A 25,944-nucleotide genomic window follows, 5' to 3' on the forward strand; every position below is an offset into this window, starting at 1 on the left:
ATTAAAAACCTTTTAATAAGTAAATTTTAAAGGTAACATAAAACGTAATGAAACATCTTCTTATTGATTCTTAATTTTATTATTGAGAAATTAAATCCTATTTTTGTCATACAAATTTTTTGAACAATGCCGAATATTTCAAACAGAGCACTGCATATGCCGCCATCGCCGGTAAGAAAACTGGTTCCTTTTGCGTTACAAGCAAAACAAAAAGGAATAAAAGTATACCACCTTAATATCGGACAGCCTGATATTGAAACTCCGGAAACAGCTTTAAATGCTTTAAAGAACATCGATTTAAAAGTATTGGAATATGCTCTTTCTGAAGGTAATATAGAATACAGAAAGGCCCTTACTAAATATTATCATTCATTAGGCTTCTCAGATCTTACTCCCGATAACTTCATTGTTACCAACGGAGGTTCTGAAGCGCTTAACTTTGCGATCTCTACTCTATGTGACGAAGGTGATGAAGTCATTATCCCAGAACCTTACTATGCCAACTACAATGGTTTCACCAGCACATTTGATGTGAATGTAGTAGCTGTACCTTCTACAATTGATACTGGTTTTGCTTTGCCGCCTGTTGAAGAATTTGAGAAAAAAATTACAGAAAAAACAAGAGCGATCATCATCTGTAACCCTGGTAACCCTACCGGATATCTTTATACCCGTGAGGAACTTCAGAAACTGGCAGAAATCGCTTTGAAATATGATATCGTCATCATTTCTGATGAAGTATACAGAGAATACGTATACGATGGAAAGCAGCAGATCTCAATGCTTGATTTCCCTGAATTAGCTGAAAATTGTATCATTATTGACTCTGAATCCAAGCGTTACTCTATGTGTGGAGTAAGAATCGGGTGTATGGTGACACGTTCCAACAAGATCCGCAATGCAGCAATGCTTTTTGCACAGGCAAGATTAAGCCCGGTTCTTTTAGGACAGATTGCAGCAACAGCAGCACACCAAAATGACGGCCCTTACATCAGAGCTGTAAGAGAAGAATATACCCACAGAAGAAATGTATTGGTAGATCTTTTAAATGCTATTCCAGGAGTGATCTGCCCTAAACCAAGAGGAGCTTTCTACTGTGTTGCAGAACTTCCGGTAGACGATACTGAAAAATTTGCCCAGTGGCTGCTTGAAAAGTATTCTCTTAATAACGAAACCATCATGGTGGCGCCTGCAGGAGGATTTTACAGCGATCCTGAATTAGGTAAGAAACAGGTAAGAATTGCCTATGTACTGAAAGAAGAAGATTTAAAAAGAAGTGCTGAAATTCTTAAAGAAGCTTTAAAGAAGTACAGAGAAGAATTCAGTCTGTAAAAATATACTGATGCCGACAACAAAAAAATTCCATCTGAAAATCCTGTTTTCGATCCTTTTGCTGTCGGCATTTTTTTCCTGTGATTCCAAAAAGACAGAGCCATCTGTTTCTCAAAAAAATCCACACGAGATTACCTTCATCAGCGTATCCGACATCGGAGGACATCTGGGAAACTACAGAATTGTGAAGGCCACAAAAGATTCTGTTTTTGCAGAACAAGGGATGACAGCCAATCAAACCCATAAAGCGTGGTCATCTGCTATGAATGCCGAAACCTGGAAAAAGCTGGTATCAACGATCAATATTGTAGATCTTGACCATATCAAAAGTTCTCCAAGCCAACAGTCTGTAGACGGAACAGATGAAACCTTCCAGATCCGGACTCCCAAAAAATCACATATCTATGTGAATGCTTATGCAGATACTTTACATTACAAGCAGTTACAGCAACTTAAAGAACAACTAGACAAAATTCTCCCCAAAGAATACCAATAAAAACATGCAGGAAAATTTTTCATTACAACCTTACAACACATTTGGTGTTGAAGCCAAAGCCCGTTATTTCACTGAAGTTAATACTATTGATGAATTAAAAGAGGTACTCATTTTCGCGAAGACCCAAAATCTTCAGCTTCTGTTCCTGGGAGGCGGAAGTAATATTCTTCTTACCAGAAATTTTGATGGTCTTGCTATCAGACTTAATTTAAGAGGTATTTCCGAAGAAATCATCAATGAAAATGAGGTATGGGTAACCGCAAAAGCAGGTGAAAACTGGCATGAATTTGTAATGTACTGCCTGCAAAAAAATTATGGAGGCCTTGAAAATCTTTCTTTAATTCCGGGAAATGTAGGAACTTCTCCGATGCAGAATATCGGTGCGTACGGAACAGAGATCAAAGATATTTTTGTAAGCTGTGAAGTATTGGACCTGGAGAATCTTGAATTGAGAACTTTTAATCTTGAACAATGCAGATTCGGATACAGGGACTCTATTTTCAAACAGGAAGGAAAAGGCAGATATGTTATTCTGGAAGTTACTTTTAAACTAACCCAAAAAGATCACCATATCAAAACCGAATATGGAGCGATCCAATCTGAACTGGAAAATCTTGGCATTAAAGATCCTACCATTCAGGATGTTTCAAAAGCAGTGATCAATATCCGTCAAAGCAAATTACCGGATCCTAAAGAAATTGGAAATGCCGGAAGTTTTTTCAAGAACCCAACCATCCCTTTAGCTCAGTTTGAAGCATTAAAACAAAAATTTGAAAATATTCAGGGTTATCCGAATGGAGATGGGGTAAAAGTTCCTGCCGGCTGGCTGATTGAGCAATGTGGATGGAAAGGGAAGCAGATCGGAAATGTAGCTTCACACAAACGGCAGTCTCTGGTCATCATCAATGCTACAGGAAATGCTACAGGAAAAGAAATTTTTGATTTTTCTACAGAGATCATTAATTCTGTAAAGGAAAAGTTCGGGATAGAACTTGAACGGGAAGTGAATATTATTTAATCTAAAAATATATAAAGGCTGATTCGTATGAATTCAGTCTTTTTTTTATTTCTTATTATCTGTAAGTGTTGGTTGAGTGCACAGTCGCAAGGATCTTTTATTTTCTTTGTTAGTATTTTACGGCGCAAGATTCTGTGTTAACCTGCAAATAAAATTTATTTTTTTGTAAATTTGTTTCTTAAGTCGGCCCAGAGCTAGACTCTGTAGCGTGCTATACTATCTCAGTTTTCACGCTATTTTTTGATTTATACTTACTGTCATAGACCGTTTCATTTTTAAAAAGAATATAGATCAATTCTAATATTTTTCTTTGGATCGCTACTAGAGCCTTCATTTTTATTCCATGTTTTGAGGTCAGCCTTATGTAAATTTCTTTAAAATTATCATCCCACTTCACAATTGTTAGAGCAGGTAAAAACAAACATTTTCTTAAGCTTCTATTTCCTTTTTTGGATATTCGTGATTTACCTTTTACTGATGTTCCAGATTGCTTTTCCCTAACGTCTAAACCCGCATAACTTGATAATTGAGACTTATTTCTAATCAGTTCAAAACCATTGGTCTCTCCCAAAACAGTAGCGGCAGTTAAAACACCAACTCCAGGTATCGTTGTAAGTCGTTCTATCGATTGTTTTACTACAGCATTAGTATTGATAATAGTATCGATATCTTTCTTTATTTCTTTTTCTTGAGCGTTGAGTAAATTCAGGCGAGCTTGCATTCTTTCTATACTTTTTAAATGAGGACGAGCTTGAACAGTTTCCGCATGGAGTTGATTTTTTATTACACTCCGCTCCTGAACAATTTGATCTCGCTCTCTGGTCAGCTGTTGCAGCTCATTATAAGTCTGATCAGGCTTTTTCCAGACACTTAATTTTCTTTCAAGACCGAACTGAGTAATAGCCTGAGAACAACTCTTATCAGTTATCGTTTTAATATCAAGAGTTCTTATATAACTGCTTATTTTATTAGGCAAAACGATATAGACATTTTTGTTATTGTCAGCCAGATAATAAGCAAATTTTTGATGATAAATCCCTGTGGCTTCCATAATATAGTGAATTTCCAGCCCTTCAACAATTTGTTTTTCAACCCAATTAATCAATAATTGGATTCCTGTATCTGTATTTGTAAATACCTTATAAGCTATAAATTTTATAGTCTGATCTTCATATAGAAAACCTAAAGTAACTACTAATTCTTGTTGAGCTACATCTATACCTGCCACTTGTTTTAATACTCTCATATTTTATTCTGTTTAAGTGAGGAATCTTCCTTCGTCTTTTCTCCTAATTGGATATTCTGGATATTAAAAGTTGTTTTTAATTCCTTACATTCTGTTCTGACTCTAAAAGATAAAAAAGGATGAGGTGATTTCTTGCGCCGAATATGTTTCTTTGAACTATTGGATTTTTATTCAACTCTCATCCTTATTCACTTTATTGCTAAGATAATAATTGAGATAAGGAAAATTATAACTTATACAAACATAGGAGGATTTTTATCTTCGATAACATTTAATACTGTTCGATCTTTGTACTACAAAAGGATTAACCTTATCTTATTTCATTCTCACCCTTGCTGAAAATCTCATATTTGAGCGAAGTCGAAATGCTCCCGCGCCTTTAAACGGCATATTATTTAAAACTTTTGCTCCTTTGCGCTCACCCAACAAAAAATTAATTCAGAATCAATTCATACATAGTCTCCGGAAAATCATTATTTTAGCTTAAAAATTACAATTTGTGATGAAAATAGCTATTCTTGGAGCCGGAAATATGGGACTTTCTTTTTCGAAATCATTCTTAAAATACGAACTGATCAAACCTGAACATCTGCATCTTATTATCAGAAGCCAGGAAAAAATCTCCAAAATAGCTGAGGAATTTCCCAAGTCCAAAATCTCCACTTTTGAAGAAGTAAAAGATATTGATGCTGATTTGATCATCATTGCAGTAAAGCCTCAGGATTTTCAGGCGGTTGCCCAAAATATTCAATTTACTTTCAAAGAAAACCAGATGATTTTATCCATCATGGCGGGAATCAATATTGAAAAAATCCAGAAATTACTGAATCATCCGCTTGTGGTAAGAGCAATGCCGAACTCTCCTACCCTTCTGGGAATGGGAATCACAGGGTATACTGCGGCCAATGGAATTTCTTTCAGCCAGTTAATCAATATTGAAAGATTATTAAACAGCACAGGAAGATCGGTTTATCTGGAGGATGAGGAACTTCTGGATGGAGTTACAGCTCTGTCAGGAAGCGGCCCTGCCTATTTTTATTATATTATTGATGCTATGATTAAAGCCGGCATTGAAATGGGAATTGAAGAAAACCTTTCCAAACTTTTTGTAAAACAGACCATGCTGGGAGCTTACCATCTGATCAATAATTCGGAAAAAAATCTTGAAGAACTGATTAAAGATGTTGCATCCAAAGGAGGAACTACTGAAGCTGCTTTAAAAACATTTGAAGAAAACAGTTTTAAAGAAATTCTGAAACAGGGAATTCTGAACGCCGAAAAGCGTGCAAAAGAACTTAATAGTTAAGTTTCCTATCCAAAAATCTGCGTAGCAACCATCCTATATATACCCCGAAAGTATTCAGGAGGATATCATCTACCTCAAATATTCCCATTCTGGTAAAATATTGAAGCGCTTCCACAATAACAATACATGAAATAAAACCAAATATCAGAGGTTTCAGCTTTTTCAGTCCGGGAATTACCCAGCCCAGAAATCCAAAAGGAATAAACATCATAATATTACCCAAAACAATGGTTACTATATCTATAGTTTTATTGGGTCCCTGAATAAATTTAATCGTAGAAAAAACAGGTTCTACCGTGATGAGATTTTCCTCATACTGAAATCTGCCCATTCCCAAGAACATCAGATAGAGCAAAAACAGAGTATACGGAACAATAATGATTGTATAAATTTTCTTTAACATCGAACTGCTAATATATTCATTTCAAAAACATTAAATTTGTATATTAAAATAATTTAATGAAATACGTTCTGCTTACACTTATTTCAGCAATGCTGCTGTCGGTTTCATGGCCAACTTATGGGGTTCCGTTTTTTATATTTTTTGCCCTTGTTCCTCTTCTGATGATGGAACATGGCATTTCAAAATTTTCTGATTATAAAAGGAAAAGCTGGGTAGTCTTCGGATTATCTTACCTATGCTTTGTCATCTGGAACGTAGTCACTACAGGATGGCTGTATGGTTCAAAGAATCCGGATGGAAGCCACTCACTGATGGCTGTTTTATTCCCTGTATTAGTCAATTCTCTTTTATATTCTCTGGTATTCCAATGTTATCACTGGTACAAAAATGCCCAGGGAACGTATTGGGGATTAGGATTTTTAATTGCCATCTGGATGAGTTTTGAAAAGTTTCACTTAGGATGGGAACTGACATGGCCATGGCTGAACCTGGGGAATGTATTCTCAGACTATCCGAAACTGATCCAATGGTATGATACCTTAGGAGCAACCGGAGGAAGTTTTTGGATTCTTGTCATCAATGTTCTGATTTTTTATACTGTAAGAACATGGGAAGCCGGAAGAAAGAGAAAAGACCTGATCAAAAACTCCACTATTGTTACGGCTTTAATTGTTCTGCCAATGATTATTTCAGTAATCAGGTATAACAATTTTGATGAAAAGCCAACCGGACAGGTTAATGTTCTGATGCTTCAGCCGGATCTTGATCCTTATGCTGAAAAATACTCGAAAGACAGTCTGACCATAGAACAGGATTTATTAGCGCTTGCTGAAAAAAACTCGACAGGCAAGATTGATTATTATATCGCCCCGGAAACCGCTCTTCCGGGAAGAGGATCCATTTCCGAAACAGGTTTTGAAAAGAGTTTACTTTTAAACAATATCAAAGGATTTTTATCAAATCATCCCGGATCTGTTTTTGCTACAGGAATTTCTTCACACCGATTCTTTTATAATCCTGCCGGCTTACCTAAAGAAGCATATCAGATTAATAGTGGTGTTTGGGTGAGCAGTTATAACACTGCCATTCAATTGGTTCCCGGTCAAAAAGTACAGGCTTATCATAAAGGAAAGCTGGTGCCAGGTGTTGAAATATTTCCTTATATGAATGTTTTAAAACCATTATTGGGAGATGCCATGCTGAATCTGGGAGGAACAGTAGCCTCTCTGGGAACAGATAAAGAAAGAGTTGCCTTTTCAAATCCTTACAATAAAGGAAAAATGGCTCCGATTATTTGCTATGAAAGCATCTATGGTGAATTTGTAACAGACTATGTAAAAAAAGGAGCTAACTTTTTAGGTATTATGACCAACGACTCATGGTGGGGCGTTACAGAGGGACATAAACAGCTTCTATCTTATGCCAAACTGAGGGCTATTGAAACCAGAAGAGAAATTGCCCGTGCTGCGAACAGCGGAATTTCAGCGCATATCAATGCTAAAGGAGAGATCACAGCCGATACTTTTTATGGTGACCAGACAGCCTTATTCGCAAAGGTAAACCTGTATGATACAATGACATTTTATACAAGAGCAGGAGATCTTCTTTCAAGATTTTCCATATTTGCATTAGGATTTTTATTGTTTTACTATCTGATTGAATGGTTCAAAAAGAAAACAAAGAAAGCTTAGTTTTAAACACTAATTGCACAAATTTACGCACGAATAACACAAGATCTGCAGATCATACAGATTTTGTTCCATAAAAAAGAGAAAAGCCAGCTGGACGTCTGGCTTTTCTCATTGATAGAAGATAGAATTGATTCAATTACTTAATCGTAAGTTTCCTGGTGGTTATTTCGTTTTTTATCTTCAGTTTTAGTAAATAAACTCCTTTAGGCAAATGAGCAACATCAATAGACTGATCTCCATTGATACTGATATTCAGTTTTCTTCCGTCCATCGAATACATTTCAGCTTCTGAAACTTTTTCTCCTTTGATATAGACTTTATCGGACACAGGGTTCGGATAGATAACAAGCTGCTTTTCAGATTTGATTTCCGCTGTTCCCAACACACTTTGTGCAGAAGCGTCAGAATATACTTTTGCAGCATCAATTGATTTCACACTCCAGTATACATTCTGGACAGCAGGATCAAGTTCAAGAAACCATGATGGTGTCGTTACCACATATTTCGCAATATCATGGGCTCCCTGCGCTGTTCCTACCGAGATCTCATAACGTAATGCATTCACCGGAGTTTTATCATCAGAAGCACCACTCCATGTAAAATTGAAACGGTTTCCGTTTTTAGTAAGATTCAGTTGCGTTGGTGCTGTAGGTTTAGCGTTTGCTTCTGCAGCATTATTTTTAAATACTTTAGTCAGTGAAGGCAGATCTGAAGCAGACCAGTCGAATCCACCCAATAAGATGTCCGGATGATGATCATTATTAAAATCAAAAAGCTGTACCAGCCCGGGACCTCCAAGGGCAGTAATTCCCGTTACAGTTCCTTCATTGAATGTATGATTGGAAACATCATAGATATAGGTTTTCACTACAGCATTATAATTTTCATTTCCTGAAATAATAAAGTCGTAATAGCCGTCATTATTTAAATCTCCGACACTTAGTGCAACATCAGAAATATCGCCTGCTTGAATTATATGAGGAGTTAATGCTCCGGTACCATCATTCATTAAAACAGCAGAATAGGCATCATCGTTGACATCTCTTCCAATCACCACGATATCCTGAAATCCATCAGCATTAAAATCTGCAAAATCTATTTTCCCCACTGAGACAGGCGCAAGATCCTGTGTTGGAGTCAGAACTCCTGTCTGGTTCATGTATACTTTGGATATAGCATCTCCGTTGATGTCTGATCCGATAATCACAAGATCCAGAAGATTATCATTGTTAAGATCTACCACTTTAAAGCTCCCGCTCTGGGTTCCATCTACCCAGTTTTCTGTAAGATCAAAACCGGTGCCCGTATTTTTGTAATAATCCAGACTATTTCCAAAACCTCCTCCGTGAGCGTATTGAGTTCCATTAAGGGCATAATCAGGCTTTCCGTCATGATTAAAATCAAAAACTTCCAGGGATCCATAAATTTTTCCCGGCAGCTCCGCTTCTTTTACAAATCCTGACCCGGTGTTTTTGAAGCGGTATTGCTTATAATTAACAACATCCATATAGCTGAGCCCTGTAGAAATAATATCCCATAACCCGTCATTATTATAATCAATGAATTTAATATCTCCCAGATGGGTCACATCTGCTCCCAACCCTGCAAACGGTAATAATGTTGTTCCATTGTTCTGATATACTTCATTATACGTACTGTCCACATTTCCATCGCCATCAGCATCTATCGCTCCGTTGAGTACAATATCCAGCGTACCGTTGTTGTCTATATCTGCAATATCAGCAGCAGAATAATAAAAATCATTCATACTAGTCTGTACTTCAGTAAAATTCTGAGCCATGATGCTGACTGGTACCATAGAACATAAAATATAGATCCTCTTCATAATTGTTTTTATTTAGATTAATTAAAAACAAAGATAGAATATTAAATTTTCCGGGTGAAAAAAAGGCTGTATGAAATATATCAGCACTGATTATCTGCTGTATCCCAAGGATTCTGCTATTTTAAAAATTCAATATTATTAATCAGCCACTTATTTGCAAATATTTTCCAAAAGATTTGTCTATCTAAAAAATTCTTCGTTATTTTGCACTCTCAAATATTATACAAATAAGAACATCGAGATATGTCAAGAATTTGCCAAATAACAGGAAAGCGTGCAATGGTTGGTAACAACGTTTCTCACGCTAATAACAAAACGAAGCGTCGTTTTGAAATTAACTTATTAGAGAAGAAGTTTTACCTTCCGGAGCAAGATAAGCACGTTACACTGAAAGTATCAGCTCATGGATTGAGAGTGATTAACAAGATTGGAATCGAGGAAGCTATTGAAAGAGCTACTAGAAACGGATTGATTAAAAAGAATTAATAAATCATGGCAAAAAAAGGAAACAGAGTTCAAGTAATCCTTGAATGTACAGAGCACAAAGAAAGTGGTATGCCAGGAATGTCAAGATACATTTCTACAAAAAATAAAAAGAACACTACAGAAAGATTGGAATTGAAAAAATACAATCCTGTTCTTAAGAGATCTACCATTCACAAAGAAATTAAGTAATTTATAAATAATAACTTACCATGGCAAAGAAAGTAGTAGCAACCCTACAAAGCGGTCAGTCTAAGAAGATGACTAAAGTGGTGAAAATGGTTAAGTCTTCTAAATCAGGAGCTTACGTTTTCGAAGAAAAAGTAATGAATGCTGATGAAGTAGATGGTTATTTAAAAAAATAATCAGTACTTTGTTTACAATATAAAAAACTACTCATTTTTTGAGTAGTTTTTTTGTTATATTCGTTTCATAAAAAACACATTATGAAGCAATTCTTTATTTTATTTTCAGCCATACTATTCACCGCGCCTTCCTATCATTCTCAAACCCTTCAGAATAAAAGAAGCTCTACAGAGAAAGTAAAAATTATTATTTTGGGAAATGTACAGGATGCCGGCTCTCCTCAGATCGGATGCCGTAAAGAATGCTGTGTGGATCTCTGGAAACATCCCCGGCCCGACAGAAAAGTATCTTCTCTGGGAGTCATCGACAAAGAGGTGCAGAAAAATTATATCTTCGATGCCACCCCGGATTTCACTCAGCAGCTGCAATTCCTGATGGAGCATTCAGCCGATCCAAAGAAAGCCGTGCCTGATGGTATATTTATTACCCATGCCCATATCGGACATTATACAGGTCTTATGTTTTTAGGAAAAGAAGGTATGAATTCCAAGGATGTTCCCGTCTATAGCATGCCAAGGCTTAAAAAGTTCTTTGAAACCAGTGGGCCATGGTCCCAGCTGGTCCGTTTGAATAATATTATTCCCTATGAGATGCAAAATGAAACACCAATAAAGGTAAACTCTCATTTAGAGGTCACTCCTATACAGGTTCCTCACCGTGATGAATATTCGGAAACAGTGGGTTTCCTTATTAAAGGACCTCATAAAAAAGCGTTATTCATTCCGGATATAGATAAATGGAATAAGTGGAAATACCATATTACAGATCTCATAAAAACAGTAGATTATGCATTTCTGGACGGTACATTTTATGATTCGGAAGAAATCGGCTACAGAAATATTGAGGATATCCCGCATCCTTTTGTTGTGGAGAGTATGGAACTGTTTAAAAGCCTGTCGCCTGAATATAAAAAAAGAATTTTCTTTATCCATTTTAACCATACCAATAAAATTTTAAATCCGGATAGCAGACAGAGTAAACAGGTTATTGAAAAAGGTTTTAATATAGCACGCCTGGGAGACGAATTTGACTTATAAAGGCAATCAGTGTCCTGATCAGACTGTAATAAAAACCCTGCTGCTGAATATCAGGAGATAAAAATAATAAAGACTTTGTTTACATATAAAAAAACAACTCCTGTTTTGGGTAGTTTTTTTGCTATCTTTGCTCACCAGATTATTAATCAGTAAAGTATGAAAAAGATACTTGTTCTGGCCTGCACAGCAACTTTTTTATTTTCATTCAGTCAGAAAACAATGAATACTGTAGAATATAAAAGTTCGCCGAAAGTTTTCAGCATAAAAGGATTATCTCAATCGGTAAGCATTGATTGCGGAAATTCCAGAATGATTTTGCTATCCGGACAGGTTCCTCTGGACACGGAAGGCAATCTTGTGGGAAATACGATTGAAGAGCAGACCCAGCAGGTTTTCAAAAATATTGAAAACATCCTGAAAGAATATGAAGGTACAGGAAAAGATATTATCAAACTGGTCATCTACACCACAGACATCAAAAAAACACCTGATTTCAGAAAAGTAAGGGATTTGTATGTCAATCTTCAGAATCCTCCCGTAAGCAGCCTTGTAGAAGTGAGCAGGCTTTTCAGAGATGATGTGTTGATAGAAGTAGAAGCCACAGCAGTGATTAAAAATAAATAAGAATAAACTAAAACTATGAGTTGGTTTAAAAATATTTTCAAAAAGGAAGAAAAGGAAACCTTAGATAAAGGATTGGAAAAATCCAGCCAGGGATTCTTTGAAAAAATGACGAAAGCCGTAGTCGGTAAAAGCAAAGTAGATGATGAAGTTCTGGATGATCTAGAGGAAGTATTGATTGCTTCCGATGTAGGTGCCTCTACCACTATCAAAATTATTGAAAGAATTGAAGAACGTGTTGCCAGAGATAAATATGTAGGCGTTAACGAACTTGACAAAATTCTCCGTGAAGAAATTTCGGGATTATTGCTTGAAAATCCACATGCCGGTACGGGAAATATAGATACTTCCAAAAAACCATATGTCATTATGGTAGTAGGAGTAAATGGAGTGGGAAAAACAACAACCATCGGAAAACTGGCTCATCAGTTCAAATCGGAAGGTAAAAAAGTAGTTCTTGGAGCTGCAGATACCTTTAGAGCGGCTGCCGTTGACCAGCTTGTTATCTGGAGCGAAAGAGTGGGTGTTCCCATTATAAAACAGGAAATGGGATCGGATCCTGCGTCTGTAGCTTTTGATACGGTACAAAGTGCTGTAGCTCAAAATGCAGATGTTGTCATCATCGATACTGCAGGAAGACTTCACAACAAGATCAACCTGATGAACGAGCTTTCCAAGATCAAAAGAGTGATGCAGAAAGTGATTCCTGATGCACCTCATGAAATTTTATTGGTACTTGACGGCTCTACAGGGCAGAATGCTTTCGAACAGGCAAAACAATTTACAGCAGCAACAGAAGTAAACGCTTTGGCAGTAACAAAACTGGACGGAACAGCCAAAGGAGGTGTTGTTATCGGTATCTCCGATCAGTTCCAGATTCCGGTGAAGTATATTGGTGTAGGCGAAAAAATGCAGGATTTACAACTTTTTAATGGTACGGAATTTGTAGACTCATTCTTCAAGAAAAGATGATTTATATCATGTTTTCCCTTATATTAGTAACAAATCATTTTTAAAATATTAACAATAAAAAAATTTGCAACTATGGGAATTATTACATGGATCTTATTCGGTCTTATTGCAGGTGCTATCGCTAAAATGATCATGCCTGGAACTCAGGGAGGAGGATGGCTTATCACTATCATCCTTGGAATTCTGGGAGCATTTGTAGGAGGAGCTATAGGAGTTTACGTTTTACACTGGGGAGATGTTACTTCATTCTGGAATCCGAGAAGCTGGATTCTCTCCATCGGAGGAGCTTTAATCATTCTCTGGATTTATGGAATGGCAACAAAGAAAAGCTGATAGTAACGCTGATAAAAAATAAAATCCCGGATCTGAAATTTCAGGTCCGGGATTTTTGTATACAATATAAAATTTAGTTAGTTGTTGATTCTGATCTGATAAGGCATTTCCATTTTCACCTCAGACTGTAGCTTTTTGTTTGTGATCTGCTGCAAAATCTCATAGTTGGACTTCCCTATCTTATTTTTAATAATTCGTGCCGAAACATCTTCCTCATTCAGGTCTTTAAAGATTTGTTCAAACGGGGTCATTCTCTTAGGGAAAGCCTCTACGTGGTAAGATTTCATTCCTGCTTTCTGAGCGGCAAATTTCACAGCATCAGTTAAAGTACCCAATTCATCCACCAATCCAATTTGCTTGGCACGAACACCACTCCATACTCTACCGCCTCCTACATTATCAATCTGTTCAAAAGTTTTCTTTCTGTTCTGAGTTACAAAATGAACAAATCTCTTATAGGTACCTTCTACACTTCTTGTCATCATATTGACTCCGTAAGGGGTCACTCCGTTTAATCCGGAATAATACATAGAGTTGGCATTGGTAGAAACAATATCCGCACGAATTCCGTTTTTAGCAGCAATACCTTTATAGTAAGGCATCACCCCGAAGACTCCGATAGAACCGGTAAGTGTATTAGGTTCCGAATAAATTTTATCTGCAGCCATTGCTACATAATATCCTCCTGATGCAGCATAGTCTCCAAAAGAAACGATCAGTGGCTTTTTCTTTTTCAGCTGCTGTAATTCAAATAAAATTTCATCTGAAGCATTGGCACTTCCTCCCGGAGAGTTGATTCTGAACACAACCGCTTTCACTTTATCATCCTCCTGAAGTTTTTTGATGTACTTCACATATTTCTCGGAATGAATATCATTGTATTCATCTCCGTTATTAATAGATCCTGAAGCATAAAGCACTGCAATCTTTTCACCCGATTTATCTTCATCCGCATAAGAATTGATATAACTTGTTAAAGAAATCTTGTTCAGCTTTTCTTTATCCTTTACATTGAGCTTCGCTTTCAGAAGATCTTCATATTCGGATTTCTGGATCAGCTTATCCGCAAGTTTATATTGTAAACTCTGCTCAGGAATCATTCCGTATAAGCTGTCTGTAATTGTTCTGAACTGAGCAGTATCAATTTTTCTTGAAGCCGCCATTTTATTGGATGTATTTTTCCAAAGATCATTCAAAAGAGTGCTTAACTGTTCTTTATTTTCAGGAGAAATATCATTTCTTAAAAAAGGTTCTACCGCAGACTTGAATTTACCATGACGGATTACTTCGATTCCGATTCCGTATTTATCTGCAAAATCTTTGAAGAAAGTAACCTCAGTAGAAAGACCTTTTAATTCGATCATTCCTGCCGGATGCAGATAATATTGATCAGCAACAGATCCTAAATAATAAGCAGACTGTGATACTCCGTTTCCATAAGCGTATACAAACTTTCCGCTTTTTTTGAAATCCTCAATAGCATTTCTAAGATCATCAATCTGCGTAAGGCCTGCAGACAAGTCATCGGCTTCTATACTGATTCCTTTAATATTATCATCCGTTTTTGCTTTGTTGATAGCCTCTAATGCATCATATATAAGAATACTTTTATTTTGGGCACCTATCCCGAATAATCCCATCTCTTCTTCGGTAGGACTATCGATTATATTGGTCTTTAAATTAATCGTAAGAACTGAGTTCTTTTTCACCGCCACCGACTTATCATTCCCCATTGCACTGAACACAAGCATCATGATGAAAAAGATGAAAAATAGAGCGCAAAGTATGATAATTGCGACTATATTTGCCAAAACATTTTTGAAGAAACTTCTCATAAATCAATCAATTTTCTAATATGTCGCAGCATAAGGTCGTTTTGTTACTGGGAAGTAACTTAGGAGAGCAAAAAAAAAATGTAGAGCTTGCATTAAAAAAAATCAGTGAAGCCGGAAATTACATTTCACAAACCAGCGAATTTTTAATGTCGGACCCTGTAGAGTTTGCCAGTTCCAATATTTTTTGTAATATTGCAGCAATAATATTCACACATCTTTCACCCATTCAACTGCTTGATTGTATTAAGAATATAGAAGTTGAGATGGGAAGAATTAATGATTCAAAAGTATCCGGAGGTTACACAGACAGGATAATAGATATTGATATCATTAAGTATAATGAGTTGAATTTTAAATCAGAAAGATTAGAAATCCCTCATAAAAAACATCTTTTTGAAAGGGATTTTTCCAGGATATTATTAAAAGATTTTATTTAAAACATAAAACATATTGTATGAAATTAGGTTTATTATTATTGGCTACGTCATTGCCAATTGCAGCTTTCGCACAGAACAGCGGCACAACAGTAAGCTCTTCCACAGAGTACCCTAATACATTCTCCTCAGGTTCCGCTAATGTAAAACCCTTTGACAATAAATCCAGACGTTTCAGAGACTGGTCTATTTCTGTTGGAGGAGGTCCTGCATTTATGGTACACTCCGATTTAAAATCTATCCGCAAGGATAAGACTAATTGGGGATACAATGCTTACGTAAGCGTGGACAAACAAATCACACATGCATTCGGGCTAAGCCTTATGTATATGAGAGGAGAAACAAAACAGACAGCCCAGCTTCCTGGTGCTGAAGGTGTAAAATCAGGAATAGCTACTGCAACAACACAGTTTGACAACATCTCTTTATTGGGGGATATCAACTTCTCGAACTTATTCAGAAGAGTAGACAACCACTCTCCGTACAGATGGGCTTTCCATGGATATATGGGTATCGGACTTCAAGGGTTCAGAACATCACTGCATGATAACGACGAATTCAGATGGAGCAATACGCCAAGAAGAACTCCTTTATTCATTAAACAGGACATTGATATCAACTCTATCTTCTATCAGGGAGGTGTGGGAATAAAATACAATGTTTCAAAACTTATTGACGTTGAGGCAAGAACCATGTACATTATCAGTGGTGATGATGAATTCGATGGCGGCGGATGGGCAGATCCTAATGATTATGATCCTTCCACTCCAGGTTCAAAATATAACATGTTAAATTCCAGAAGATCTGATAACGCCTGGACAGTAAGTTTAGGAGTATCTTTCAAACTAGGAAAGCACGAATCTCATCTGGCATGGCATGACCCGCTTCAGGAAGCTTACTACAGAACCAGCGTTCTTGAAAATGCAAGTACAGACCTTGTTGTCTGCGAAAAAGGAGATGCAGACAATGACGGAGTATGTGATGACTGGGACAGACAGCTTGATACTCCTGCAGGAGCAAGAGTAGATGGAGCCGGAGTTGCTTTGGATATGGATCTTGATGGAGTTATTGACCTTTACGATAAGTGCGTAACTGTACCAGGACCTGTTGAAAATAACGGATGCCCGATTAAATAATTAAAACAGCCTTACAATTCTTTTTCAAAAAAGAAATCAAATAATAATACACGATGAAATTAAGTTTAGCAATTGTTGCATTAGCTTTGGCAATTCCTTCTGCCGCTTATGCACAAGACTCAACAGCAGTTTCCAATGGAAAATATCCCAATACATTTTCCTCAGGATCTGCCAATGTTACACCATTTACCAACCAATCCAAGAGATTTAATGATTGGTCTGTTTCAGTAGGAGCAGGTGTTCCGCTTCTGCAGTCAGCAGATTTAACCTCTATCAAAAATGGTAATGGTAAAAACCTTTTTGGCTATTCAGCGTATGTAAGTATTGATAAAGCGATTACCCATGCTTTTGGGATCAATTTACAGTATGACAGAGGTGAAACCAGACAAGGATGGTTCAATACTAAAAATGCAGCACCGGATGCAACAGCAGTAGGAGCAAGAACTCAGTATGACGCGATCTCTATCTTGGGAGATATCAACTTCTCAAACCTTTTAAGAAGAGTTGACAACCACTCTCCTTACAGATGGGCACTTCACGGATATGCAGGTATCGGTACTATTGCATACAGAGCATATCAGAAAGACGGTAATAACAGACAGAGATTGATGACAGAAATCAAACCTTTCGAATTAGGTTCTATGTTCTTCCAGGCTGGTACAGGTCTGAAGTTCAAAGTGAACAGAAGAATCGATATCGAAGGTAGATTAATGTATGTAGTAACCGGTGATGATGAATTTGACGGTGGAGGTGATGCTTACAGCGCTATCAACAAGCGTTCTGAGCAGGTTTCAGACAACTTCTTCAACGCTACTTTAGGTCTTTCTTTCAAACTAGGTAAGCACGAGTCTCATGTAATGTGGCATGATCCGCTTCAGGAAATCTATTATAAACTTGATGTACTGGCTAACAAAAACCAGGATATTGAAGTATGTAAAAAAGGAGATGCTGATAACGACGGAGTATGCGACGATTGGGACAGACAGCTTGATACTCCTGCAGGGGCAAGAGTGGACGGTGCCGGAGTTGCGCTTGATACTGACTTAGACGGTGTAATTGACCTTTACGATAAGTGTGTAACAGTTCCAGGACCTGTTGAAAACAATGGATGTCCTGTTGTTAAAGATAACAAGCAAACTGCTGTAGAAGTAGAGAAAACCCTTAAAGATATTTATTTCAACTTTAACAAAGCAACCATCAGACCTGAATCTAATGAAAAACTGGATCTGGCTGCTTCAATTATCAAAGAAAACGGAGGTAATTACCTGTTAACAGGACATACAGATATCAAAGGAAATGCAGCATACAACCTTAGATTGTCTAAAGAAAGAGCAGCAGCTGTAGTTGGAGCTCTGGAAAACAGAGGCATCAATCAAAATGTGCTGAAATCAAGAGGGGTAGGTTCTGCTGAAGCTACTATCCCTGCATCAGCTTCAGATGCTGAAAGAATGGCGGACAGAAAAGTTACTGTAAGATTTGTAGAAAGTTCGGAATGGGATTCTATCAAAAAGAAAGACTATGAAGATGCTCCTGTAAAAAAAGCAGTCAAAAAAGCTCCCGCTAAGAAAAAGAAGAAATAATTTCAAATACTTCATAAACCGAAAAGAATTGTTCTTTTCGGTTTATTTTTTTTTTCTACTACGAATTTTTTTACATACCTTTATCATTATTTTCAGGACAATTGTACAAACACATTAGTAATCAGTACGTTTGTTTTGAAAAAAATTAACACAATATCACTTTTTAGCGTAAAAAATCATTTAAAATAACTTAACTTAAAAAAATAACACTATGAAATTAAGTTTAGCAATTGTTGCATTAGCTTTGGCAATTCCTTCTGCCACGTATGCACAAGACTCAACGGCAGTTTCAAAAGGAGAATATCCTAATACATTTTCTTCGGGATCTGCTAATGTTTCCCCATTCACCAATCAATCTAAAAGATTTAACGATTGGTCTATTTCTGCCGGGGTGGGTGCTCCACTTCTTCAGTCTGCGGATTTAACCTCTATCAAAAATGGTAACGGTAAAAACCTTTTTGGATATTCAGCTTATGTAAGTATTGATAAAGCGATTACCCATGCTTTTGGGATCAATTTACAGTATGACAGAGGTGAAACCAGACAAGGATGGTTCAATACTAAAAATTCAGCACCGGATGCAACAGCAGTAGGAGCAAGAACTCAGTATGACGCGATCTCTATCTTAGGAGATATTAACTTTTCCAACCTGTTAAGAAGAGTTGACAACCATTCTCCTTACAGATGGGCACTTCACGGATATGCTGGTATCGGTACTATTGCGTACAGAGCATATCAGAAAGACGGAAGCAACAGACAAAGATTAATGACGGAAATCAAACCTTTCGAATTAGGTTCTATGTTCATGCAGGCTGGTACAGGTCTTAAATTCAAAGTGAACAGAAGAATCGATATTGAAGGTAGATTAATGTATGTAGTAACCGGAGATGATGAATTTGACGGTGGAGGTGATAAATACAGCGCTATCAACAAACGTTCTGAGCAGGTTTCAGACAACTTCTTCAACGCTACTTTAGGTCTTTCTGTTAAACTTGGAAAACATGAATCTCACTTAATGTGGCATGATCCGCTTCAGGAAATCTATTATAAACTTGATGTACTGGCTAACAAAAATCAGGATATTGAAGTATGTAAAAAAGGTGATGCTGATAACGACGGAGTATGCGACGATTGGGACAGACAGCTTGATACTCCTGCAGGGGCAAGAGTGGACGGTGCCGGAGTTGCGCTTGATACTGACTTAGACGGTGTAATTGACCTTTACGATAAGTGTGTAACTGTTCCGGGACCTGTTGAAAATAACGGATGTCCTGTAGCTACAACAGGACCTGTAGTAGAAACAGAAACTAAATTGGAAGGAATTGAGTTTGACCTGAATTCTGACAGAATTTTACCTTCAAATACTCCAATTTTAAATAATGCAGTAAACTATATTAATTCTTCAAATGGTTCTTACAATGTAATCGGAGCTACAGATACAAGAGGTACTGATGCTTACAACCAGAAACTATCTGAAAGAAGAGCAAACAACGTTAAGAACTATCTGATCAAAAACGGTGTTCAGACAGGTAAATTACAGGCAATAGGAAAAGGTGAAAAAGACCTTAAATATCCTGAATGTGAACCGGCAACGAAGTGCCCTGAATGGAAAAACAGAGCCAACAGAAGAGTATACTTCGAAGCTAAATAATAAACATATTGATATATTATATGAAAGTCACGCCCTGCGTGACTTTTTTTGTCCTAATTCTTTCCTTATTTTTACAACATGATTTCTCCGCAGGATTTTCAAAAGCTAAAATATGATACTCTTAAGTATTTCTGGGGTTATACCGACTTCAGAGATTCTCAGGAAGAAATTATCAATGCTGTTATTAATGAAAAAGATACCCTGGTTCTCTTACCTACAGGAGCAGGAAAGTCTTTATGCTATCAACTACCAGCCTTATTGAAAGAAGGAACCTGCCTTGTTGTTTCTCCTTTGCTGGCATTGATGAAAGACCAGGTGAATCAGCTTAAAGCCCGTGGTATAGAAGCAGAATATCTTTCCTCAGAGTTGGATGAATATGATGCTGAAGCCATTTATGACCGCTGTAAAGAAGGACTTACCAAGCTGCTCTATGTTTCCCCTGAAAGGCTTACCAATACTCAGTTTATTCAAAATATGGAAGAAATACAGCTCTCCTTCATTGCCGTTGATGAAGCGCACTGTATTTCAGAATGGGGACAGGATTTCAGGCCCAGCTATCAGAATATAAAAGGATTCAGAAGTAATAACCCGGAGATTCCCTGCCTTGCCTTAACTGCAACTGCAACTCCGAAAGTGCTGGAAGAAATTAAAAATAAACTGGAACTGAAAAATCCTTTTGTTTTTCAAAAGAGTTTTAAAAGAGAGAACATTAAAATTTTCACAGATGAAGTTTCTGATAAATTTCAGCGTGTTTTTGATATTCTAAAATACAGCAATGATTCCGGAATTGTTTACGTAAGAACAAGAAAAGAAGCTGAACTGCTGGCAGAATTTCTAAAGAAAAATCAACTGAAAAATGTAGATTATTTTCATGCCGGCCTCACAACCAAAGAAAAGAATGCAAGACAGAATCTTTGGAATAACAGTGACAATCACGTCCTTATTTCTACCAATGCCTTTGGAATGGGTATTGACAAAGATAATGTCCGTTTTGTCATTCATTATTCTCCCGCTGCATCCCTTGAAAACTATTATCAGGAAATCGGAAGGGCCGGAAGAGATGGAAAAGACAGTTTTGCTTTCATGCTCTGGAACAAACAGGAACTATTGAATTTTGATCAGGTTTTAAAAAACCAGACACCCAACAAAGCTGAGTTTTTGAAAATCGTTAGTTATCTCTACTCTATTTTTCAGGTAGCTGAATTTGAACTTCCGGAAAAGACATTTCAACTGAATCATCTCAGTATACAGAATTTTACAAAACTATCGAAGGCCAAGATCAACAATGTCCTCAATTTTCTGCACAACCAGGAAATTGTCTACTACAATGATAACAAGAGTCTGTCTTCGCTCGAACTTTTTATTAAAGCTGATGAGATCGATCAGCTGCCACAAAAAGATGGCCATTTCATAGAACTCCTTTTCCGTACCCTATCAGGAATTACTACGCATAAAGTGATGTTCAGCGAACAACAGGTCAGCAACAAAATCAATATCAGTGTTCCTTTAATCAAAGAACGTCTGAAAGAGCTTCAACAAAAGAATTACCTTGAATATATAGACGGGGCATTAGCCAGCATTAAATTCCTGAAACCCCGTGATGAAAGAGCTGTGAACAGCGCTTACTGGAAATTATTTGAACATATTCAGAGGAATAAAATCCAGAAATGGGAAGAGATGAAGTTTTACGTAGAAAATAACGACTATTGTAAAATGAAACTAATTTTAGCCTATTTTGGTGAAAAAAATTCAAAAAACTGCGGCCAGTGTTCGGTCTGCGAAAAAAATAAGCAGTCTATCTTTGGTAAGAATATTTCTCAACAGATCATTAATTTATTGGCAAAAAAATCGGCTACCATTGAAGAACTATCTATCCAGCTCAGCTATCATTCCAAAGAAAATATACTGGAGAATCTGATTTTCCTTTTGGATTCAGGAAAGGTAAGAATGCTCAACTTCAGAACATATGCGCTTAATCATGAGTAATGAGTAATGAGTAATATGCAATGAACAATGATTGATAAATATTATGACCCTCAACCTGCCTAAATCCACTACTCTCAAACGCTCATACTCTAAAACTCTCCTACCTTCAAACCCTGATATTTTCCGACTCTCAGCTCAAAAACTTATCTTTGCAGTATGAAATCATTGAAAGTCGTTTTTTTAGGAACTCCTGAGTTTGCAAAAACCTCTTTGGAGGCCATCCACCAATCTCACCATCAGGTAGTAGGTGTTGTAACTGTTGCTGATAAGGCAAGCGGACGCGGGCAGAAAATTCACCAATCACCGGTAAAAATCTATGCAGAAGAAAATAATATTCCTGTTTTTCAGCCCGAAAAGTTGAGAAACCCTGAATTCCTGGAAGAACTTAGGAAACTGGATGCTGATGTCTTTGTAGTGGTTGCCTTCAGAATGATGCCTAAAGTGCTTTTTGAGATGCCTAAAATGGGAACCTTCAATCTTCATGCTTCATTACTTCCTGATTACAGGGGTGCTGCACCCATCAATTATGCTGTAATCAACGGAGAAGAAAAAACCGGAGCAACTACATTCTTTATTAATGAAAAAATTGACGAAGGAAATATTCTTCTTCAGCAGGAAATGGAAATTTTACCGGATGAAAATGCCGGAAGCCTTCATGACAGACTCATGGAAATGGGCTCAGGCCTTGTGGTTAAAACATTGGATGGTCTTGCTGAAAATGCTATTGAAGAGAAACCTCAGCCCCATGTAGAACATCCTAAAAATGCTTATAAAATTTTCAAGGAAGATACGAGGATCAATTGGGAACAGCCTTCAAAAACCATTCATCAGTTTATCCTGGGAATGTCTCCTTATCCTGCAGCTTTCACTACTTTAAAGATTGACAACGAAGAAAAAGGACTAAAAATATTCGGGGGTAAGTTTGAACTTGTTGACCACGGAAAACCAGCCGGAACTCTTGATATTTCAAAAAATGAATTTAAAATTTACACTCAGGATGGGATCTACTACCCTCTTGAACTTCAACTGGAAGGTAAAAAAAGAATGATGGTAAAAGATTTTCTGAATGGCTTCCGAAACTTTGACGGAATTATATTAAGCTAAAATAGACTATTATCAAACATAGAAAAGTCCCGAAAGCATGTACAAATAAACTTTCGGGACTTTTTATTTTTTCAGTCATCAGCTTTTACTGACAATTTTCTTTCGGATTCTGCTTATAAATTCCGGAGTTACTCCCAGATATGCTGCAATCTGAATATTCGTTAAACGGTTGGCTGTCTGCGGATAATCTTTTAAAAACTCAACATAGCGTTCATCTGAAGGTTTGCTTAGATTATCAATAATTCTACGCTGTAGGGCAATAATTGATTTTTGAAATTTAAGCCTCATTAATCTTTCAATCTCCGGCATTTCAGCGTACAGTTTTTCTTTGTCTTTTTTGGGAATAAGAAGGATTTCACTATCCTCAAGCGCCTGAATATTGAGTTTAGAGGGAATACGGTTCACAAAACTATCAATATCGGAGATCCACCAGTTTTCGATTCCAAAATACAATATCTGTTCGGCTGCATTATGATGGGTATGAAAAACTTTAAAACATCCGCTTACTACAAACCCTTCAAATTCGCAAATCTCTCCTTCTTTTAAGAGGAATTCTTTTTTCTTTATTTTCCTTAAACTGAAAGCACTGCAGTATTTCTCCAGCTTTTCGTCTGAAATTTCAATATATCCCCGGATGTGTTTTTTTAAAGATTCAGTCATGGTCTAAAAATAAAAAAAGGTTTAGAAAAATCCTAAACCTTATAATTTTGTATTATAAACAGTCAATTAATGTGAAAAGAATTCACTATTGACCATTCATTTTTTATAGTTGTACCATCTCCGTAACCTCTACATCATAGCCTCCAACCTGAGGTTTGATATTAGGGTTTTGAGTGATTACTTTAAACTTGTTGATTCCTAAATTCTTAAGGATTTGCGTTCCGATTCCATAATCTCTGTAGTTGTACGCCAGTGTAGGATGCTGCTCCTGGCCGTCCTGATAGTTCAGGAACTGCTGAAGTTTTCTCAATGTATTTTCAGAATTAGAAACATTGTTGATGAAAATAATAGCTCCTTTTCCAGCCTCATTAACCATATTGGTTACTTTTTCCAACAGAGGTTTCTCCCCATTATTTAATCTTGTCAATACGTCGAAATAAGAATCTGAAGACTGTACTCTTACCAAAACAGGCTCATCTACTGTCCACGTTCCTTTTGTCAATGCAAAGTGGATCTGGTCATTGGAAGTTTCTCTGAAAGCATAAAAATCAAAATCACCATAATGGGTTTTTACTTTTTTCTCTTCAAGTCTCTCTACAAGATTTCCTTTTTTAAGCTGATAATGGATCAGGTCTTCGATAGAAACGATCTTCATATCGTGTTTTTGGGCAAAAGCATGAAGTTCAGGCAAACGGGACATTGTACCATCTTCATTCATGATCTCGCAGATCACACCTCCTTCTTTCAATCCTGCTAAATTCGTAAGATCGATTGCTGCTTCAGTATGTCCGGCTCTTTTCAATACACCTCCTTTCCTTGCACGAAGCGGGAAAATGTGGCCAGGTCTCATAAAATCTGTAGGCTTGGATTTTTCATCCATCAATGCTAAAATTGTTTTTGCTCTGTCACTTGCAGAAATTCCGGTAGATGTTCCGTTACCCAGAAGGTCAACCGATACGGTGAAAGCAGTCTCCTTAGGATCGCTGCTTCTGCTTACCATCACTTCAAGTCCAAGCTCATCACATCTTTTTTCAGGAAGCGGCATACAGATCAGCCCTCTTCCGTGAAGAGCCATAAAATTGATAATTTCCGGCGTTGTCAGTTCTGCCGCGCAAAGAAAATCACCTTCATTTTCTCTGTCTTCATCATCTACTACTATGATTATTTTACCATTTCTAAGGTCTTCGATAGCCTCTGGAATAGTATTTAATTTAATATCTGACATTTTACTTTTTATTTGTGCAAAGATACTCATAAAAATAAGCATCTGCCAATTAATTATGAATGGTTTATTACGCTTTGGATAAAGAGTCTGCAGCCGCTCTGAAAATCTCGTAAGATCTCAATCTTTTCTGATGGTCGTAGATATGTGAATTGATCATCAGCTCATCTACCTGGAACCTTTCCTGGAAATCTTTAAGCTTTTCCTGAATTTCGGCCTGATCTCCGATAAAAGTATATCTCAGTTTCTGCAATACCATAGATTTTTCCATTGGCGACCAGATGTCATCCATATCATCCACCGGTGGAGCAAAAGGTTTTCTGTCGTTTCTTACAATATTGATGAATGCCTGGAATAAAGTGGTGGAAATTTTATGAGCTTCCTCAGAAGTTTCTGCCGCTACCCCATTAACACAGGCAATAATATATGGTTTATCCAGATATTTTGACGGTTCAAAATGTTCTCTGTATATTTTAAAAGCCATTTCCATCTGCTCAGGTGCGAAATGTCCCGCAAAAGCATACGGCAAACCTAGTTCTGCAGCCAGCCATGCACTGTCTGTACTGGATCCCAGAATATAAAGCGGAATATCCAGCCCTTCTCCGGGAATTGCACGCACCATCGCCTCTGAATTTTCTTTGGAGAAATACCTTTGAAGTTCGAGAATCTGTCTTGGAAACTGTTCATTGATGATGGCAGGATTTCTTCCTAAAGCCTGCGCCGTTAAGCCATCTGTTCCGGGAGCTCTTCCTAACCCAAGATCAATTCTTCCGGGAAACAGAGATTCCAGTGTTCCGAACTGTTCTGCAATGATCAGAGAACTGTGGTTAGGAAGCATAATTCCTCCTGAACCTACTCTGATTGTTTTCGTTCCATTGGCAATGAAACCAATTAAAACAGAGGTTGCTGAACTGGCAATACTTTCCATATTGTGGTGTTCCGCCAGCCAGAATCTTTTATAATTTAAATTTTCAGCGTGATTAGCTAGTGATAAGCTGTCCTGAAAAGTATCATGAATGCTTTTACCTTGCTTTACCGGGGCAAGATCTAAAACAGAAATTTCAAAATTTTTCATGTTATGATGTTAATTTTTCTTTAATCTGAAAAACAAGGCAAATTTAAAACATAAAAACTGCATTAGTTACTTTTTGTAATTAATAAAAACAATTGATCAGTTCAGGGAAAA

The 25,944-nt window shown here is 37.1% G+C and carries 25 protein-coding genes; 18 read left to right on the forward strand and 7 right to left on the reverse strand.

What is annotated here, in order from left to right; genetic code table 11:
- Window positions 1-126 precede the first annotated feature (126 nt).
- From V0410_RS11405 to murB, 3 genes are read left to right on the forward strand one after another with little or no spacing between them, the layout of a single operon-like run.
- Window positions 127-1,332, forward strand: coding sequence for a pyridoxal phosphate-dependent aminotransferase (locus tag V0410_RS11405; protein WP_330742958.1), 1,206 nt, complete (start codon window positions 127-129; stop codon window positions 1,330-1,332).
- Between the two features lie 10 nt (window positions 1,333-1,342).
- Window positions 1,343-1,828, forward strand: coding sequence for a hypothetical protein (locus tag V0410_RS11410; RefSeq protein ID WP_330742959.1), 486 nt, complete (start codon window positions 1,343-1,345; stop codon window positions 1,826-1,828).
- 4 nt (window positions 1,829-1,832) lie between these two features.
- Window positions 1,833-2,846, forward strand: a complete 1,014-nt coding sequence (murB, locus tag V0410_RS11415; RefSeq protein ID WP_330742960.1) for a UDP-N-acetylmuramate dehydrogenase — start codon at window positions 1,833-1,835, stop codon at window positions 2,844-2,846.
- 211 nt (window positions 2,847-3,057) lie between these two features.
- On the opposite strand, the gene V0410_RS11420 is transcribed toward murB, so the two are convergent.
- Window positions 3,058-4,092 carry an IS110 family transposase gene (locus tag V0410_RS11420; protein ID WP_330742961.1) on the reverse strand — a complete coding sequence of 345 codons (1,035 nt, stop codon included), beginning with the start codon at window positions 4,090-4,092 and terminating at the stop codon, window positions 3,058-3,060.
- Window positions 4,093-4,594: 502 nt separating this feature from the next.
- Here V0410_RS11420 and proC point away from each other — a divergent pair.
- Entirely contained in the window at window positions 4,595-5,398 is an 804-nt protein-coding gene (proC, locus tag V0410_RS11425) for a pyrroline-5-carboxylate reductase (protein ID WP_330742962.1), read from the forward strand.
- Here proC and V0410_RS11430 read toward each other — a convergent pair.
- Window positions 5,388-5,801 carry a VanZ family protein gene (locus V0410_RS11430; protein ID WP_110008037.1) on the reverse strand — a complete coding sequence of 138 codons (414 nt, stop codon included), beginning with the start codon at window positions 5,799-5,801 and terminating at the stop codon, window positions 5,388-5,390. The genes proC and V0410_RS11430 overlap by 11 nt on opposite strands.
- 56 nt (window positions 5,802-5,857) lie before the next feature.
- Between V0410_RS11430 and lnt the strand changes: the two genes are divergently transcribed.
- Complete coding sequence (lnt, locus tag V0410_RS11435; protein WP_330742963.1) at window positions 5,858-7,492, forward strand: apolipoprotein N-acyltransferase; 1,635 nt, start codon at window positions 5,858-5,860, stop codon at window positions 7,490-7,492.
- A 136-nt stretch (window positions 7,493-7,628) separates the two neighbouring features.
- Here lnt and V0410_RS11440 read toward each other — a convergent pair whose 3' ends face one another.
- Entirely contained in the window at window positions 7,629-9,338 is a 1,710-nt protein-coding gene (locus V0410_RS11440) for a T9SS type A sorting domain-containing protein (protein ID WP_330742964.1), read from the reverse strand.
- Window positions 9,339-9,581: 243 nt separating this feature from the next.
- On the opposite strand from V0410_RS11440, the gene rpmB reads away from it, so the two are divergent.
- From rpmB to V0410_RS11475, 7 genes are all read left to right on the forward strand, one after another.
- Entirely contained in the window at window positions 9,582-9,824 is a 243-nt protein-coding gene (rpmB, locus tag V0410_RS11445; RefSeq protein WP_002976757.1) for a 50S ribosomal protein L28, read from the forward strand.
- Window positions 9,825-9,830: 6 nt separating this feature from the next.
- Window positions 9,831-10,013 carry a 50S ribosomal protein L33 gene (gene rpmG, locus V0410_RS11450; RefSeq protein ID WP_002976756.1) on the forward strand — a complete coding sequence of 61 codons (183 nt, stop codon included), beginning with the start codon at window positions 9,831-9,833 and terminating at the stop codon, window positions 10,011-10,013.
- A gap of 20 nt (window positions 10,014-10,033) precedes the next feature.
- Window positions 10,034-10,186: a DUF4295 domain-containing protein gene (locus tag V0410_RS11455; protein ID WP_002976755.1), complete on the forward strand. Its 153-nt coding sequence runs from the start codon at window positions 10,034-10,036 to the stop codon at window positions 10,184-10,186.
- A gap of 81 nt (window positions 10,187-10,267) precedes the next feature.
- Window positions 10,268-11,224: an MBL fold metallo-hydrolase gene (locus tag V0410_RS11460; protein ID WP_330743081.1), complete on the forward strand. Its 957-nt coding sequence runs from the start codon at window positions 10,268-10,270 to the stop codon at window positions 11,222-11,224.
- 156 nt (window positions 11,225-11,380) lie between these two features.
- Window positions 11,381-11,848, forward strand: coding sequence for a RidA family protein (locus V0410_RS11465; protein ID WP_330743083.1), 468 nt, complete (start codon window positions 11,381-11,383; stop codon window positions 11,846-11,848).
- 15 nt (window positions 11,849-11,863) lie between these two features.
- Window positions 11,864-12,817 (forward strand): signal recognition particle-docking protein FtsY, encoded by a 954-nt coding sequence (ftsY, locus tag V0410_RS11470; protein ID WP_076595870.1) that lies wholly within the window; start codon window positions 11,864-11,866, stop codon window positions 12,815-12,817.
- Between the two features lie 72 nt (window positions 12,818-12,889).
- A complete protein-coding gene (locus V0410_RS11475; protein ID WP_034694983.1) occupies window positions 12,890-13,150 on the forward strand; it encodes a GlsB/YeaQ/YmgE family stress response membrane protein in 261 nt (86 codons plus the stop codon).
- 77 nt (window positions 13,151-13,227) lie between these two features.
- Here V0410_RS11475 and sppA read toward each other — a convergent pair whose 3' ends face one another.
- Window positions 13,228-14,985 (reverse strand): signal peptide peptidase SppA, encoded by a 1,758-nt coding sequence (gene sppA / locus V0410_RS11480; RefSeq protein WP_330743089.1) that lies wholly within the window; start codon window positions 14,983-14,985, stop codon window positions 13,228-13,230.
- A 20-nt stretch (window positions 14,986-15,005) separates the two neighbouring features.
- Between sppA and folK the strand changes: the two genes are divergently transcribed.
- The 6 genes from folK (at window position 15,006) to fmt (ending at window position 22,876) form a co-directional block, all read left to right on the forward strand.
- The gene (gene folK, locus V0410_RS11485) at window positions 15,006-15,422 is read left to right on the forward strand and encodes a 2-amino-4-hydroxy-6-hydroxymethyldihydropteridine diphosphokinase (RefSeq protein ID WP_137905588.1); all 417 of its coding nucleotides are present in this window, start codon (window positions 15,006-15,008) and stop codon (window positions 15,420-15,422) included.
- Window positions 15,423-15,439: 17 nt separating this feature from the next.
- Window positions 15,440-16,555 (forward strand): OmpA family protein, encoded by a 1,116-nt coding sequence (locus V0410_RS11490; RefSeq protein ID WP_330743095.1) that lies wholly within the window; start codon window positions 15,440-15,442, stop codon window positions 16,553-16,555.
- Window positions 16,556-16,608: 53 nt separating this feature from the next.
- Window positions 16,609-18,135, forward strand: a complete 1,527-nt coding sequence (locus V0410_RS11495) for an OmpA family protein (RefSeq protein WP_330743096.1) — start codon at window positions 16,609-16,611, stop codon at window positions 18,133-18,135.
- Window positions 18,136-18,346: 211 nt separating this feature from the next.
- A complete protein-coding gene (locus V0410_RS11500; protein ID WP_330743098.1) occupies window positions 18,347-19,786 on the forward strand; it encodes an OmpA family protein in 1,440 nt (479 codons plus the stop codon).
- 78 nt (window positions 19,787-19,864) lie between these two features.
- Window positions 19,865-21,772 (forward strand): RecQ family ATP-dependent DNA helicase, encoded by a 1,908-nt coding sequence (locus V0410_RS11505; protein ID WP_330743100.1) that lies wholly within the window; start codon window positions 19,865-19,867, stop codon window positions 21,770-21,772.
- 156 nt (window positions 21,773-21,928) lie between these two features.
- On the forward strand, window positions 21,929-22,876 hold the full coding sequence (gene fmt / locus V0410_RS11510; RefSeq protein ID WP_137905590.1) for a methionyl-tRNA formyltransferase: 948 nt from the start codon (window positions 21,929-21,931) through the stop codon (window positions 22,874-22,876).
- 78 nt (window positions 22,877-22,954) lie between these two features.
- Here fmt and V0410_RS11515 read toward each other — a convergent pair whose 3' ends face one another.
- The 3 genes from V0410_RS11515 to V0410_RS11525 form a co-directional block, all read right to left on the reverse strand.
- On the reverse strand, window positions 22,955-23,536 hold the full coding sequence (locus tag V0410_RS11515) for a Crp/Fnr family transcriptional regulator (protein WP_330743103.1): 582 nt from the start codon (window positions 23,534-23,536) through the stop codon (window positions 22,955-22,957).
- A gap of 103 nt (window positions 23,537-23,639) precedes the next feature.
- Entirely contained in the window at window positions 23,640-24,761 is a 1,122-nt protein-coding gene (gene ribB / locus V0410_RS11520; protein WP_202841239.1) for a 3,4-dihydroxy-2-butanone-4-phosphate synthase, read from the reverse strand.
- Window positions 24,762-24,828: 67 nt separating this feature from the next.
- Window positions 24,829-25,833, reverse strand: a complete 1,005-nt coding sequence (locus tag V0410_RS11525; RefSeq protein ID WP_330743108.1) for an LLM class flavin-dependent oxidoreductase — start codon at window positions 25,831-25,833, stop codon at window positions 24,829-24,831.
- Window positions 25,834-25,944 lie beyond the last annotated feature (111 nt).

Source organism: Chryseobacterium sp. CP-77 (assembly GCF_036362765.1).
Taxonomy (GTDB): domain Bacteria; phylum Bacteroidota; class Bacteroidia; order Flavobacteriales; family Weeksellaceae; genus Chryseobacterium; species Chryseobacterium cupriresistens.